Genomic DNA, 14038 nt, shown 5'->3' on the forward strand with positions numbered 1-14038 from the left:
GACGCGGCGCCAGCCCGCTTCCGGCATCGATGCTTCTTCAGGAGGACAAGTGGGACGACTCTTCGGCACGGACGGCGTGCGCGGTGTCGCCAATGCGGATCTGACGGCGGAGATGGCGCTCGGCCTCTCCGTGGCCGCGGCGCACGTGCTGGCCGAGGCGGGCACCTTCGAGGGCCACAAGGCGACAGCGGTGGTCGGACGGGACCCGCGCGCGTCCGGGGAGTTCCTGGAGGCCGCGGTCGTGGCCGGCCTGGCCAGCGCGGGCGTGGACGTCCTGTGCGTCGGTGTGCTGCCGACGCCCGCGGTGGCACACTTGACCGGCGCGCTCGGCGCCGACCTCGGCGTGATGCTCTCCGCCAGCCACAACGCCATGCCGGACAACGGCATCAAGTTCTTCGCCCGCGGCGGTCACAAACTCGCCGACGAGCTGGAGGACAAGATCGAGGCGGTGTACGAGTCGCACCGGCACGGCGAGCCGTGGGAGCGGCCGACGGGTGCCGGGGTGGGCCGCGTGCGGACGTACGACGAGGGCTCCGAGCAGTACATCGCGCACCTGCTGTCGGTGCTGCCCAACCGGCTCGACGGGCTGACGATCGTCCTGGACGAAGCGCACGGCGCGGCCTCGGGGGTCTCGCCGGAGGCGTTCACCCGCGCCGGCGCCCGGGTCGTCACGATCGGTGCCGAGCCGGACGGGCTCAACATCAACGACGGCTGCGGCTCGACCCACCTCGACAAGCTGAAGGCCGCGGTCGTCGAGCACGGCGCGGACTTCGGTGTCGCGCACGACGGCGACGCCGACCGCTGCCTGGCCGTGGACCACACCGGCGAGGAGATCGACGGCGACCAGATCCTCTCCGTGCTCGCGCTGGCGATGCGGGAGCGGTCCGCGCTGCGGTCCGACACGGTCGTCGCCACGGTGATGTCCAACCTGGGCTTCAAGCTGGCGATGGAGAAGGCCGGCATCCGGCTGGTGCAGACGGCCGTCGGTGACCGGTACGTGCTCGAGGAGATGAAGGAGCACGGTTACGCCCTCGGCGGCGAGCAGTCCGGGCACGTGATCATCCTCGACCACGCGACGACGGGTGACGGCACGCTGACCGGGCTGCTGCTGGCGGCGCGGGTCGCCGAGACCGGACGGACGCTTCGGGAGCTGGCGTCCGTCATGGAGCGGCTGCCGCAGGTGCTGGTCAACGTGCCGGACGTGGACAAGTCGCGGGTGAGGACGTCGGCGGATCTCGCCGCCGCGGTGGCCGAGGCCGAGCGGGAGCTGGGGGAGACCGGGCGGGTGCTGCTGCGTCCGTCGGGGACCGAGCCGCTGGTGCGGGTGATGGTCGAGGCCGCGGACATCGAGCAGGCCCGCGCGGTGGCCGGGCGGCTGGCCGACGTGGTGAAGTCGGCGCTCGGCTAGTCCGGGGGCGAGCCGTGGGGCGCGGGACCGGATCGGTCCCGCGCCTTTCGCGTGCCGGGCTACGGCTCGCGTGCCGGGTTACAGCTTGCGCAGCCGCAGCCGCTGGACCTTGTGGTCCGGGCCCTTGCGCAGGATGAGGCCGGCCCGGCCGCGGGTGGGGGCGATGTTCTCCACCAGATTGGGCTTGTTGATCGTGCGCCAGAGCGTGCGCGCGTAGTCCAGGGCCTCGTCCTCGGACACCTGGGTGTACTTGCGGAAGTATGAGTTCGGGTTCTGGAAGGCCGTCTGGCGCAGCTTCTGGAAGCGGTTGAGGTACCAGCGCTCGATGTCCTCGGCACTCGCGTCGACGTACACGCTGAAGTCGAAGTAGTCGGCGAGACCGACCCGGGTGCGGCCGTCCTTGCCGGGCAGGGCGGGCTGGAGGACGTTCAGGCCCTCCACGATCAGGATGTCCGGGCGGCGGACGGTCAGCTTCTCGTCCGGCACGATGTCGTAGATGAGGTGGGAGTAGACGGGCGCCGACACCTCGTTCTTGCCGGCCTTGATGTCGGCGACGAAACGGGTGAGGGCCCGGCGGTCGTAGGACTCGGGGAACCCCTTCCGCGACATCAGGCCGCGTTCCTCCAACTCCCGGGTGGGCAGCAGGAATCCGTCCGTCGTGACCAGCTCCACGTGCGGGTGCTCCGGCCAGCGGGAGAGCAGGGCCTGGAGGAGACGGGCCACCGTGGACTTGCCGACGGCCACGGAGCCGGCGACGCCTATGACGAACGGGGTGCCGGACTGGGAGCCCTTTTCGCCGAGGAAGGTGTTGAGCGCCCCCCTGAGGCCGTCCGTGGCACCGACGTAGAGGTTGAGGAGCCGGGAGAGCGGGAGGTAGATGTCCCGCACCTCGTCCAGGTCGATGACGTCGCCGAGGCCGCGGAGCTTCTCCACCTCCTCGGCGGTGAGCGGCAGCGGCGTCTTGTCGCGCAGCGCGCTCCACTCGGCGCGGGTGAGATCGACGTAGGGAGTCGCCTCCGGCCTGTGCCGGTGGGCGCTCCGGGGCATCGAGGAGACCGGTGAGATCACAGTCCATTGTTAACGGAGTTTGAACGGCCCGGTGGGTGGGGTCCGTCACGATGGCCGGGCCCGTTGATCACGTGCCAGTCACGGTCGGATACCGGACGCGGGACCACTGATCATCTGTGCGGAAGCTGTGCGTAAAGTGCCGGTAAAACGATGCGGGGCGTTCGAGTAGCTCCGCGGCGCCGAGAGAAAGAACTTCCTCCCGTGAGTGTCACTTCCGTTCGCCGTGCCGGACTCGCCGCCTCGGCCGCCGCCCTCGCGGTCCTCCTCTCCGCCTGTGGCGGATCCGGTGACGGTACCGAGGACGGCAAGACCGCGCAGGCCGGCAAGTCGGCGTCCGCCGCGGCCGCGCCCGCCAGGACGCTGACGGCCGCCGAGCTGGAGAAGGCCGCGCTGACCCAGGCGGACGTCAAGAGCGGCAAGGTCGTCACCAAGGTGCCGGCGGTGGACGACATCGCGCAGGACAAGGTCGAGACGGACAAGCCGGAGTGCGCGCCGCTGTCCTACCTCCAGGTGGGGTCGTACGTCGGCAAGCCCGCGGCGGACGTGAAGCGCAGCTGGACCGGCGACCCGAAGAAGCCGGCCGCGGGTGCGAGCCAGGAGGAGGCGATGCTCTCCGTCGTCGACCGGCCCAAGGTGGTCCTGACGCTGGCCTCCTACGACGGCGACGAGGCCGCGAAGGCGTTCGGCGAGCTGAAGGCCGCCGCGTCGGCGTGCGCGGGCGGTTTCTCCTTCACCGTCGGCGGCGACACGACCAAGATCGTCAAGGTGTCCACGACCGCGGCGCCCGAGGGGGCCGACGAGGCGATCGCCCTGACCTGGCTGATCGACGCCGAGGAGGGCGTGAAGGCGCCGGTGAAGGGTGTGGTGGTGCGCAAGGGCGCCACCCTCGCCTACGTCCCGGCGGTGAACATCGCCTCGGCCGCCACCGGCAAGGACTTCCCCTTCCCCACGGAGCTCGTCGAGGCCCAGCTGGCCAAGCTCGGCTGAGCGGCGTCCGTCCGTGGAAAATTCCCACCGGGGCATGCGTACCCCGGTGGGAATTTCCGATTTCGGGCAGCGGGCAGCAGTTTTCGAACGCGTCCGGCCCGTAGGCTGCCGCCCATGTGCGGAATCGTGGGATACGTAGGGTCACAGTCGGCGCTCGACGTGGTGATGGCCGGGCTGAAGCGGCTGGAGTACCGGGGGTACGACTCGGCGGGTGCCGCCGTGCTCGCGGACGGCGGGCTGGCCGCCGCGAAGAAGGCCGGAAAGCTGGTCAACCTGGAGAAGGAACTGGTCGACCGGCCGCTTCCGACGGGGTCCACCGGCATCGGCCACACGCGCTGGGCCACCCATGGCGGTCCCACGGACGGCAACGCCCACCCGCACCTGGACAACGCGGGCCGTGTCGCGGTGGTCCACAACGGCATCATCGAGAACTTCGCGGTGCTGCGCGCGGAACTGGCCGAGCGGGGGCACGAGCTGCACTCCGAGACGGACACCGAGGTGGTCGCCCACCTGCTGGCCGAGGAGTTCTCCTCCTGCGCGGACCTCGCCGAGGCGATGCGGCTGGTGTGCCGCCGGCTGGAGGGCGCGTTCACGCTGGTCGCGGTGCACGCCGACGAGCCGGACGTGGTGGTCGGCGCCCGCCGCAACTCGCCGCTGGTGGTGGGCGTCGGCGAGGGCGAGGCGTTCCTCGCCTCCGATGTCGCCGCGTTCATCGCCCACACGCGCTCCGCGATCGAGCTGGGCCAGGACCAGGTGGTGGAGCTGCGCCGCGACGGAGTCACGGTGACGGGCTTCGACGGCAGCCCTGCCGAGGTCCACTCGTACCACGTGGACTGGGACGCCTCGGCGGCCGAGAAGGGGGGGTACGACTACTTCATGCTCAAGGAGATCGCCGAGCAGCCCAGGGCGGTCGCCGACACCCTGCTCGGGCGCATCGACCCGTCCGGCTCGCTGACCCTGGACGAGGTGCGGATCAGCCCCTCGGAGCTGCGCGAGATCGACAAGGTCGTCATCGTCGCCTGCGGTACGGCCTTCCACGCCGGTCTGATCGCCAAGTACGCCATCGAGCACTGGACGCGGATCCCGTGCGAGGTGGAACTGGCGAGCGAGTTCCGCTACCGGGACCCGATCCTGGACGGCCGTTCCCTGGTGATCGCCATCTCCCAGTCCGGCGAGACCATGGACACCCTGATGGCGCTGCGGCACGCCCGTGAGCAGGGCTCCAAGGTGCTGGCGATCTGCAACACCAACGGTTCGACGATCCCCCGCGAGTCGGACGCGGTGCTCTACACGCACGCGGGTCCCGAGGTCGCCGTCGCCTCGACCAAGGCGTTCCTGACCCAGCTGGTCGCCTGCTACCTGGTCGCCCTGTACCTGGGCCAGGTGCGGGGCACCAAGTGGGGCGACGAGATCCAGGCGGTCATCAAGGACCTGTCCCGGATCTCGGAGGAGGTCGAGCGGGTCCTGGAGACCATGGAGCCGGTACGGGCGCTGGCGCGGACGCTGGCGTCGAAGAACACGGTGCTGTTCCTCGGCCGGCACGTGGGATATCCGGTGGCCCTGGAGGGCGCGCTGAAGCTGAAGGAACTGGCGTACATGCACGCCGAGGGCTTCGCCGCGGGCGAGCTGAAGCACGGCCCGATCGCGCTGATCGAGGAGGACCTGCCGGTGGTGGTGGTCGTGCCGTCGCCGCGTGGCCGGTCCGTCCTGCACGACAAGATCGTGTCCAACATCCAGGAGATCCGGGCGCGGGGCGCGCGCACGATCGTGATCGCGGAGGAGGGCGACGAGACGGTCGTCCCCTACGCCGACCACCTGATCCGGATCCCGGCCACGCCGACGCTCCTTCAGCCGCTGGTGGCCACGGTGCCGCTCCAGGTCTTCGCATGCGAGCTGGCGACGGCCCGGGGCAACGAGGTGGACCAGCCCCGGAACCTGGCGAAGTCGGTGACGGTGGAATAGGGGGAACGGGGCGGACGAGGGGGACGAGGTGACAAGGAGAAGGGGCGGACGGCGGTGTGCCGTTCGCCCCCTCGCCACCGGTCAGCCGGTCAGCCGGTCACCAGTTGATGCAGGTCTTCGGGACCCAGCCGGTCTTCTTGTCGCCGCCGTAGTACCACAGGTTGCTCTTCTTGCCGCAGGCCTTGTAGGAGCCGCCCTTGTAGGCCTTGCCGTCGTTGCAGACGGTGCCCTTCTTGCCCTTGCCCCAGATGCCGACGGCCGTTGCGCTCGTCTTGGGCGAGGTGCGGACGTTGACGGTCTCCTTGGCCTTGACGTTGACGATCGCCTTGCTGCAGTCCCTCGGCAGGGAGGCCGCGGAGGCGGTACCGGCGGTGGCGATGGTGCCGGTGAGAGCCGTGCCGATCAGGGCCGCGGTGCCGAGTGCGGTACCCAGATACTTCAACTTCAAGACTGTGTCCTCCCGTTGTGTGCGTTGGCGGCCCTGCCGTGGGGCGCGGCCGCCGGTCGCGAGGAAGACTAACCGGGGCCGGAAAGCCGTCCGGCCCGGGGGTTGTGCTCAGTGGACGGAGAAGCCGCCGTCCACGTGGATCGACTGGCCCGTGACGTAGGCGGAGGCACGGCTCGCCAGGAACACCGCCGCGCCGGCGAAGTCATCGGCGAGGCCGTTGCGGCCGGTCATCGTGCGGGCGGCCAGGGCCGCCACCCGCTCGGGGTCGGAGGACAGCCGCGCGTTGAGCGGGGTCATCACGAAGCCCGGCACCAGGGTGTTGCAGGTGACGCCGTACGGCGACCAGGCCTCGGCCTGCGAGCGGGCCAGGGACTCCAGCGCCCCCTTGGAGACGCCGTAGGCGCCGCTCTGGACGAAGGCGCGGTGTGCCTGCTGGGAGGTGATGTGGATGATCCGCCCGAAGCCCCGCTCGGCCATGCGGGGGCCGAACCGCTGCCCCAGCAGGAACGGTGCCTCCAGGTTCACCGCCATGGTGGTGTCCCAGACGTCCTCGTCCAGCTCGCTCATCGGCGGTCTGAGGTTGATTCCGGCGGAGTTGACGAGGATGTCGGGCTCCCCGAAGACGGCCGCGGCCTCCTCGGCCGCCGCGCGCACCCCCTCACGGGTGCTCAGATCCGCGCCGACCAGGCCCGCCCGGCACCCGTCGGCCGTCAACTCCGCGACGGTGGCGGCGAGCTCCTCCTTCCTCCGCGCCACGACCACGGTCTGCGCCCCGGCCCGTGCCAGCGCCCCCGCGACGGCCCGCCCGATGCCGGAACTCCCCCCGGTCACCACGGCGACCCGGCCGTCCAGCGAGAAGAGGTCCGAGAGATAGGCACGCGATGAGGTCATGCCGGAAGCGTAGGTGACGTGGTGTCGTCGGAACCCGGCTCCCCGGGGTCGTAGGGTGCTGGGCATGAGCATCATCGGGGTGGGCATCGATGTCGCCGAGATCGACCGGTTCCGGGCGTCCCTGGAGCGGACGCCGGGACTGGCCGACCGCCTGTTCGTGGAGCGGGAGTTGCTGGCGCCCAGCGGGGAGCGGCGCGGATACGCCTCGCTGGCCGCCCGGTTCGCCGCCAAGGAGGCGCTGGCGAAGGCGCTGGGCGCGCCGCCGGGGCTGCACTGGACCGACGCCGAGGTGTACGTGGAGGACACCGGGCAGCCGCGGCTGCGGGTGAGCGGGACCGTGGCCGCGCGGGCCGCGGAGCTGGGCGTGCGGTCCTGGCACGTGTCGCTCAGTCATGACGCGGGTGTGGCCTCGGCCGTGGTGGTCGCCGAGGGCTGACCGGCAGACGATGTGCGCAGTGCCGCACATGGCCCGTTCCATGAGTCCGACGCGGTCCGCGGCGGCCCGTCCCTTCCCAGCATGTGCCGGTGCCGGTGCCGGTGCCGGTGCCGGTGCCGGGGTACGGGTCAGGGTCCGGGTGTGGGCGGTGGGGTTTCCGGGGCAGACTCGGTGCCATGCGTACTGCGTACAGCGTGGAGACGGTAAGGGCGGCCGAACGGGCGCTGATGGCGCGGCTGCCGGAGGGTGCGCTGATGCAGCGGGCCGCCGCCGGGCTGGCCGCCGCCTGCGCCGAACTGCTCGGGCGGGTGTACGGCAGCCGGGTGGTGCTGCTCGTCGGCAGCGGGGACAACGGCGGGGACGCCCTGTACGCGGGGGCCCGGCTGGCCCGGCGCGGCGCCGGGGTGACGGCCGTGCTGCTGGCGCCCGAACGGACCCATGGCGCGGGGCTGGGCGCGTTGCGGCGGGCGGGCGGCACGGTCACCGCCGCGGACGCCGCGGAGGGGCCGCTCCTGCGGGCCGACCTGGTGGTGGACGGCATCGTGGGGATCGGCGGCAAGGGCGGGCTGCGGCCGGACGCCGAGCGGCTCGCCGGCGTGGTGGCGCGGTCCGCCGCCGCCGTCGTCGCGGTGGACCTGCCCAGCGGGGTCGACGCGGACAGCGGGGAAGTGCGGGGTGCCGCGCTGCGGGCCGACCTGACCGTCACCTTCGGCGCATACAAGCCCGGGCTGCTGGTGGATCCGGCGCGGGAGTACGCCGGGGTGGTGCGGCTCGTCGACATCGGGCTGGAACCGCCGGCCGCCGACGCCGAGCTGGAGGCCCTGCAGCACGCCGATGTGGCCCGGCTGTTGCCGGTGCCGGCGGCGGAGAGCGACAAGTACCGGCGGGGGGTCGTCGGGATCGCCGCGGGGTCGGCGCGGTATCCGGGGGCCGCCGTGCTGGCCGTGTCCGGGGCGCTGCGTGGCGGGGCCGGTGCCGTCCGGTACGTCGGGCCGGCCGGGGGCGCGGTCCTCGCGCGCTTCCCGGAGACCCTCGTCTCCGACGCCGGACCCGCCAGGGCCGGACGGGTGCAGGCGTGGGTGGCCGGGCCGGGGGCCGGGGACGACGCGGCGACCGTGGCCGAGGTGCTGGAGGCGGACGTGCCGGTGCTGCTCGACGCGGACGGGCTGCGGCTGGCCGAGCGGGACGCGGTGCGGCGGCGGACGGCGCCGACGCTGATGACGCCGCACGCGGGGGAGGCCGCCGCGCTGCTGGGGGTGCGGCGGGAGGAGGTCGAGGCCGCCCGGCTGGCCGCGGTGCGGGAGCTGGCGGCGGTGTACCGGGCGACCGTGCTGCTGAAGGGGTCGACGACGCTGGTCGCCGGCACCGGGGGAGAGGCGGTGCGGGTGAACGCCACGGGGACGCCGTGGCTGGCCACGGCGGGGAGCGGGGACGTGCTCTCGGGGCTTGCCGGGTCCTTGCTGGCGGCGGGGCTGGGGGCGGTGGACGCGGGGAGCGCGGCGGCGTATCTGCACGGGCTGGCGGGCCGGTTCGCGGCAGAAGGCGCGCCGATGGGGGCGCATGACGTCGCATCACGCATCCCGCAGGCATGGCGAGACGCACGATCCTGAAACCCCGGCACCCCCCGCGACCCGAGCGCCCCGCAGGGGCGCGGGGAACTGCGCGGCAAGTCACGACGCACCCACGGCCGGCCGACGGCGCAAGTCCCGCGGCGCACCGGGTGGCCGGAACCCGGCACGGCGGCGGGGCGCTCCCGCAGGGGCGCGGGGAACTGCGCGGCAAGCCACGACGCACCCACGGCCGGCCGACGGCGCAAGTCCCGCGGCGCACCGGGTCACCGGAACCCGGTACGGCGGCGGGGCGCTCCCGCAGGGGCGCGGGGAACTGCGCGACAAGTCACGACGCACCCGCGGCCGGCCGACGGCGACAAGTCCCGCGGCGCGGACATGGTGGGGCGGGGCGCAGAAGGGGAACGAGGTGTACGTACGGGGCCGGTGTCCGGGCACCCTGGGGTTCACGGGGGGCGGCGCCGGGGGGCCGTCGGCGGCCTCTGAGAGACTGGGGGCGCCATGAGTGAGACAGCAGCTGTGCCGACCACCGCCCTGCGCGCCCGCGCCGAGATCGATCTCGGCGCCCTGCGCGCCAATGTGCGGGTCCTGCGCGCCCGGGCGAAGGGCGCCGCCGTGATGGCCGTCGTCAAGTCCGACGCGTACGGCCACGGCGCGGTGCCGTGTGCCCGCGCCGCCCTCGAGGCCGGCGCGAGCTGGCTCGGCACGGCCACCCCCGAGGAGGCCCTCGCCCTGCGCGCGGCCGGGCTGACCGGCCCGGTCCTGTGCTGGCTGTGGGTGCCGGGCGGCCCCTGGCGGCAGGCGATCGAGGCCGGCATCGACGTGTCGCTGAGCGGGATGTGGGCCCTGCGCGAGGTCACCGCCGCGGCCCGGGAGGCCGGCCTGGTCGCGCGCGTGCAGCTCAAGGCCGACACCGGGCTCGGCCGCAACGGCTGCCAGCCGGCGGACTGGGCCGAGCTGGTCGGCGCCGCCCTGCGCGCGGAGGCCGAGGGGCTGGTCCGGGTCACCGGGCTGTGGTCGCACTTCGCGTGTGCCGACGAGCCGGGGCACCCGTCCATCACCGCCCAGCTCGACCGGTTCCGGGAGATGACGGCGTACGCCGAGGAACAGGGCGTACGGCCCGAGGTGCGGCACATCGCCAACTCGCCGGCCACCCTCACCCTGCCCGACACCCACTTCGACCTGGTCCGCCCGGGCATCGCCATGTACGGCGTCTCGCCCAGCCCGGAGATCGGCACCCCCGCGGACTTCGGCCTGCGCCCGGTGATGACGCTCAGCGCCTCGCTGGCCCTCGTCAAGCACGTCCCCGGCGGACACGGCGTCAGTTACGGCCACCACTACGTCACCCCCGGCGGGACCACCCTCGGCCTGGTGCCGGTCGGCTACGCGGACGGCATCCCGCGGCACGCCTCGGGCACCGGTCCGGTGCTGGTCGACGGCAAGTGGCGGACGGTCGCCGGGCGGGTCGCCATGGACCAGTTCGTGGTGGACCTGGGCGGCGACGAGCCCCCGGTGGGCACCGAGGCGGTGCTGTTCGGACCGGGCGACCGGGGGGAGCCCACGGCCGAGGACTGGGCCCAGGCCTGCGGCACGATCGCGTACGAGATCGTCACGCGCATCGGAACGCGCGTTCCGCGCGTCTATGTGAACGGGTCCATGTGAACGGGCAGGAAGCCGGGTAACCCGTTCCGCAGCGGCAACTCGGAACATCCGTGACACAGGTCACGCAACAGCACAGCGGCACCATGCGGCACCATCCGTTTCATCAGGCGAACTGCAGTACGGCGAAGAGGAGCGGTACGTGAGCGAGAGCAGCGCGGAGGCCGTGGCGGACGTCGTCGCCGCGGCGGCCGTCGCCTCCGCCGCGGGGGCTGCGGCCGGGAGCTGGCGCAAGGCGACCGGCATCGCCGGTGCCGCGATAGGCGTGCTCGCGGCGGGCGCGGCGGCCGGCGTCGCCATCGAGCGCATGACCGTCGGCCGCGGTATGCGCCGCAAGGCGCGGCTGGCCCTGGACTCGGCGGGACCGTACGGCACGCTGCGCGGCACCCCCGGCAAGGCGTACGCCGACGACGGCACCGAGCTGTACTACGAGGTCGACGAGGCCGAGCCGGACCCGGGGCCGAACGTCTCACCGCGCCGGCGCCGGCTCTTCGGCCGCAAGGCGCCCGCCCCGGTCACGATCGTCTTCTGCCACGGCTACTGCCTCAGCCAGGACTCCTGGCACTTCCAGCGGGCGGCCCTGCGCGGGGTCGTGCGCACCGTCCACTGGGACCAGCGCAGCCACGGGCGGTCCGGGCGGGGCGTGGCCCAGACCCGGGACCGGGCGCCCGTCACGATCGACCAGCTCGGCCGCGATCTGAAGGCCGTGCTCGACGCCGCCGCACCGGACGGACCGGTGGTGCTGGTCGGCCACTCGATGGGCGGGATGACGGTGATGGCCCTCGCCGCCCTGTACCCCGAGCTGATCCGGGACCGGGTCGTCGCCACCGCCCTCGTCGGGACGTCGTCAGGGCGGCTCGGCGAGGTCAACTTCGGGCTTCCGCTGGCCGGCGTCAACGCGGTACGCCGGATCCTCCCCGGTGTGCTGAAGGCGCTCGGGCAGCAGGCCGAGCTGGTGGAGAAGGGGCGCCGGGCCACCGCCGACCTGTTCGCCGGCGTCATCAAGCGGTACTCGTTCGCGGGGCGGGACGTCGACCCGGCGGTGGAACGGTTCGCGGAGCGGATGATCGAGTCCACGCCGATCGACGTGGTCGCCGAGTTCTACCCGGCCTTCACCGACCACGACAAGACCGAGGCGCTCGGCTGCTTCCAGGACATGCCGGTGCTGGTGCTGGCCGGCGTGCGGGACCTGGTCACGCCCAGCGAACACAGCGAGGTCATCGCCGACCTGCTGCCCGACGCCGAGCTGGTGCTCGTGCCGGACGCCGGGCACCTGGTGATGCTGGAGCACCCCGAAGTGGTCACCGACCGCCTCGCCGACCTGCTCACCCGCGCGGGTGCGGTGCCCGCAGGGGCTACCGTAAGTGGCTATGGAACGACCAGCAGCACCAGCAGCGCACGAGGCCGCTGAGATCCGGCTGACGATCACCTCGCCCGAGCAGATGCGGGAGCTGGGCCGCCGACTGGCCAAACTGCTGAGCGCGGGCGACCTGGTGATGCTCAGCGGGGAACTCGGCGCGGGCAAGACCACCCTCACCCGCGGGCTCGGCGAAGGTCTCGGGGTGCGCGGCGCGGTCACCTCGCCGACCTTCGTGATCGCCCGGGTGCACCCGTCCCTCGGCGGCGGCCCGCCCCTCGTCCACGTCGACGCCTACCGGCTCGCCGGCGGCCTGGACGAGATGGAGGACCTGGATCTCGACGTCTCGCTGCCCGACTCGGTGATCGTCGTGGAGTGGGGCGAGGGCAAGGTCGAGGAGCTGGCCGACGACCGGCTCCAGGTGGTCATCCACCGCGCCGTCGGCGACACCACGGACGAGGTGCGGCACGTGACCGTGACCGGGCTGGGGGAGCGCTGGGCCGAGGCCGGCCTGGAGACGCTGACCGGCTGAGACCGCGTACCGACAAGCCGTCGGCAACATATTGCGCAGGACGTCCCGGGCGTGGTCACATGGTAGCCAGCCCGTGGTTAGGTGTGCCTAACCACGCCCGCCCCCGCACTTCAGGAGGCGTCCATGACCGCAGTACGACCCCCCGAGCGCCCCCGGCCCGCCGTGCCCGCCGTGGTGACCATGCGCGACCTGCTGGCGTCGTGCGCGGCGGCGGACGCGGTCTCCCGGCCACCGCGGGCCCCGGAGCCGGCCGCCGGCGAACCGGTGGAGAACCGCCCGCAGGCGGCCTGAACACCGGCCGGCCCGCGCATCACGAACCGTCCGCAGGCGGCCTGCGTGCGGACGCTCAGCGGATCACCAACCGTCCGCAGTCGGCCTGAGCGCGGACGCTCAGCGGATCACGACCACCGGTACGCCGATCGTCGCGAACTGCCACATCGCGTCGCCGTCCGTGCGGCTCTCGCGGATGCCGCCGGTCTTCACGCTCGGGTCGGCCATCGTTCCCGACCCGCTGTTCACCACCGCGCTGAACCCGATCACCACCTCGTTCACGCTGGTGAAGCGCACGACGTGCTCGACGGGGAGACCGTCGGTGCCGGTGGCCATGTTCGAGCGGGACGTCACCCAGTAGATGCCCGGCGGCGGGTCGACGGTGCCCGGCCGCACCTCGTAGGTGTGCCGCACCCGGTCCCCCGGGGCGACCAGCCAGACCCGGTCGTCGTCCACCGAGTACACGACGCGTTCACCCGTTCCGGAGTTGGCCGGCAGGGCCGTCGGGTTGTGCCGGTCCCGGGGCGCCTTCCGCGCGGCCGCCGCGGACGCGCTCGCCGCCGGATCGCCGCGCAGGCTGGCCGGGACGGTCGCCTGGGCCTGGAGGGCAAGGAATCCGACCGTTCCCAGAGCCGCCGCGGCGAGGCCGGCCACGATCCCCGAGCTGGTCCCTGCCACCTGCGCCCACCTCTGTTTCGCGCCATATGTCGTACTTGGTACAGACCGTAGCAGCCGGTGACCCTCCGTCCAGGTCGGCCGTGCGCGAGCCGCGGGCGCCGTAGGCTGTTCGCGTGCTCTTGCTCGCTCTGGATACCGCCACACCCGCCGTCACCGTCGCGCTGCACGACGGCACGGACGTCATCGCCTCATCCAGCCAGGTGGACGCGCGCCGGCACGGGGAGCTGCTGCTGCCGGCCGTCGACCGGGTCCTCGCCGAGGCCGGGCTGAAGCTGGAGGCCGTCACCGACATCGTCGTCGGCACCGGGCCCGGCCCCTACACCGGTCTGCGCGTCGGCCTGATGACCGCAGACACCTTCGGGCTCGCGCTCGGCGTCCCGGTGCACGGCGTGTGCACCCTGGACGGCCTCGCCTACGCCGCCGACATCGAGAAGGGCCCCTTCGTCGTGGCGACCGACGCCCGGCGCAAGGAGGTCTACTGGGCGAAGTACGCCGACTCCCGGACCCGGCTGACCGACCCGGCCGTCGACCGCCCGGCCGACATCGCCGAGCAGGTCGCGGGCCTCCCGGCGGTCGGCGCGGGCGCGCTGCTCTACCCGGACACGTTCCCGAGCGCCCACGAGCCCGAGTACGTGTCCGCCGCGGCCCTCGCCTCGCTCGCCGCCGGGAAACTGGCCGCGGGCGAGGAACTCCCGGCGCCCCGGCCGCTGTATCTTCGCCGGCCGGACGCCCAGGTCCCCAAGAACTACAAGGTGGTCACCCCCAAGTGACGGC

At 73.1% G+C, this 14038-nt stretch carries 14 protein-coding genes; 10 read left to right on the forward strand and 4 right to left on the reverse strand.

From position 1 onward, the window contains the following. The first annotated feature begins 49 nt into the window (after positions 1–49). A complete protein-coding gene (gene glmM / locus JK361_RS13735) occupies positions 50–1408 on the forward strand; it encodes a phosphoglucosamine mutase (RefSeq protein ID WP_201816830.1) in 1359 nt (452 codons plus the stop codon). Between the two features lie 78 nt (positions 1409–1486). On the opposite strand, the gene coaA is transcribed toward glmM, so the two are convergent. Further along, complete coding sequence (gene coaA, locus JK361_RS13740) at positions 1487–2455, reverse strand: type I pantothenate kinase (RefSeq protein ID WP_201817595.1); 969 nt, start codon at positions 2453–2455, stop codon at positions 1487–1489. 222 nt (positions 2456–2677) lie between these two features. Between coaA and JK361_RS13745 the strand changes: the two genes are divergently transcribed. Together JK361_RS13745 and glmS are read left to right on the forward strand one after the other, a co-directional pair. Next, positions 2678–3463: a hypothetical protein gene (locus JK361_RS13745; RefSeq protein WP_201816832.1), complete on the forward strand. Its 786-nt coding sequence runs from the start codon at positions 2678–2680 to the stop codon at positions 3461–3463. 114 nt (positions 3464–3577) lie between these two features. Then, the gene (glmS, locus tag JK361_RS13750; protein WP_201816840.1) at positions 3578–5425 is read left to right on the forward strand and encodes a glutamine--fructose-6-phosphate transaminase (isomerizing); all 1848 of its coding nucleotides are present in this window, start codon (positions 3578–3580) and stop codon (positions 5423–5425) included. 97 nt (positions 5426–5522) lie between these two features. On the opposite strand, the gene JK361_RS13755 is transcribed toward glmS, so the two are convergent. Together JK361_RS13755 and JK361_RS13760 are read right to left on the reverse strand one after the other, a co-directional pair. Next, positions 5523–5873 (reverse strand): hypothetical protein, encoded by a 351-nt coding sequence (locus tag JK361_RS13755; protein WP_201816843.1) that lies wholly within the window; start codon positions 5871–5873, stop codon positions 5523–5525. Between the two features lie 108 nt (positions 5874–5981). Next, positions 5982–6764 carry an SDR family NAD(P)-dependent oxidoreductase gene (locus JK361_RS13760; RefSeq protein ID WP_201816845.1) on the reverse strand — a complete coding sequence of 261 codons (783 nt, stop codon included), beginning with the start codon at positions 6762–6764 and terminating at the stop codon, positions 5982–5984. 64 nt (positions 6765–6828) lie between these two features. Between JK361_RS13760 and JK361_RS13765 the strand changes: the two genes are divergently transcribed. The 6 genes from JK361_RS13765 to JK361_RS13790 all read left to right on the forward strand — a co-directional run bounded on the left by JK361_RS13765 (position 6829) and on the right by JK361_RS13790 (position 12607). Continuing rightward, positions 6829–7200 carry a holo-ACP synthase gene (locus JK361_RS13765; RefSeq protein WP_184964765.1) on the forward strand — a complete coding sequence of 124 codons (372 nt, stop codon included), beginning with the start codon at positions 6829–6831 and terminating at the stop codon, positions 7198–7200. Between the two features lie 176 nt (positions 7201–7376). After that, positions 7377–8810 carry an NAD(P)H-hydrate dehydratase gene (locus JK361_RS13770; RefSeq protein WP_201816847.1) on the forward strand — a complete coding sequence of 478 codons (1434 nt, stop codon included), beginning with the start codon at positions 7377–7379 and terminating at the stop codon, positions 8808–8810. Between the two features lie 459 nt (positions 8811–9269). Continuing rightward, positions 9270–10430 (forward strand): alanine racemase, encoded by a 1161-nt coding sequence (gene alr / locus JK361_RS13775; RefSeq protein ID WP_201816854.1) that lies wholly within the window; start codon positions 9270–9272, stop codon positions 10428–10430. 139 nt (positions 10431–10569) lie between these two features. After that, complete coding sequence (locus JK361_RS13780) at positions 10570–11838, forward strand: alpha/beta fold hydrolase (RefSeq protein ID WP_201816856.1); 1269 nt, start codon at positions 10570–10572, stop codon at positions 11836–11838. Further along, on the forward strand, positions 11798–12316 hold the full coding sequence (tsaE, locus tag JK361_RS13785; protein ID WP_201816862.1) for a tRNA (adenosine(37)-N6)-threonylcarbamoyltransferase complex ATPase subunit type 1 TsaE: 519 nt from the start codon (positions 11798–11800) through the stop codon (positions 12314–12316). Before JK361_RS13780 ends, tsaE begins: the two co-directional genes overlap by 41 nt. Before the next feature lie 123 nt (positions 12317–12439). Beyond that, a complete protein-coding gene (locus JK361_RS13790; protein ID WP_201816864.1) occupies positions 12440–12607 on the forward strand; it encodes a hypothetical protein in 168 nt (55 codons plus the stop codon). A gap of 99 nt (positions 12608–12706) precedes the next feature. Here JK361_RS13790 and JK361_RS13795 read toward each other — a convergent pair whose 3' ends face one another. Further along, complete coding sequence (locus JK361_RS13795; RefSeq protein WP_201816865.1) at positions 12707–13264, reverse strand: hypothetical protein; 558 nt, start codon at positions 13262–13264, stop codon at positions 12707–12709. 113 nt (positions 13265–13377) lie between these two features. Here JK361_RS13795 and tsaB point away from each other — a divergent pair, with 113 nt between their 5' ends. Next, complete coding sequence (tsaB, locus tag JK361_RS13800; RefSeq protein ID WP_201816869.1) at positions 13378–14034, forward strand: tRNA (adenosine(37)-N6)-threonylcarbamoyltransferase complex dimerization subunit type 1 TsaB; 657 nt, start codon at positions 13378–13380, stop codon at positions 14032–14034. Positions 14035–14038: the final 4 nt, after the last annotated feature.

Source organism: Streptomyces musisoli (assembly GCF_016741855.1).
GTDB classification, from domain to species: Bacteria; Actinomycetota; Actinomycetes; order Streptomycetales; family Streptomycetaceae; genus Streptomyces; species Streptomyces musisoli.

Excerpts from the sequence above, each read along its gene's own strand:
- coaA (WP_201817595.1), bottom strand. The coding sequence starts at position 2,455 with ATGCCCCGGAGCGCCCACCGGCACAGGCCGGAGGCGACTCCCTACGTC.
- glmS (WP_201816840.1), top strand. The coding sequence starts at position 3,578 with ATGTGCGGAATCGTGGGATACGTAGGGTCACAGTCGGCGCTCGACGTG.
- JK361_RS13765 (WP_184964765.1), top strand. The coding sequence starts at position 6,829 with ATGAGCATCATCGGGGTGGGCATCGATGTCGCCGAGATCGACCGGTTC.
- tsaE (WP_201816862.1), top strand. The coding sequence starts at position 11,798 with ATGGAACGACCAGCAGCACCAGCAGCGCACGAGGCCGCTGAGATCCGG.
- JK361_RS13770 (WP_201816847.1), top strand. The coding sequence starts at position 7,377 with ATGCGTACTGCGTACAGCGTGGAGACGGTAAGGGCGGCCGAACGGGCG.
- JK361_RS13760 (WP_201816845.1), bottom strand. The coding sequence starts at position 6,764 with ATGACCTCATCGCGTGCCTATCTCTCGGACCTCTTCTCGCTGGACGGC.
- alr (WP_201816854.1), top strand. The coding sequence starts at position 9,270 with ATGAGTGAGACAGCAGCTGTGCCGACCACCGCCCTGCGCGCCCGCGCC.
- JK361_RS13790 (WP_201816864.1), top strand. The coding sequence starts at position 12,440 with ATGACCGCAGTACGACCCCCCGAGCGCCCCCGGCCCGCCGTGCCCGCC.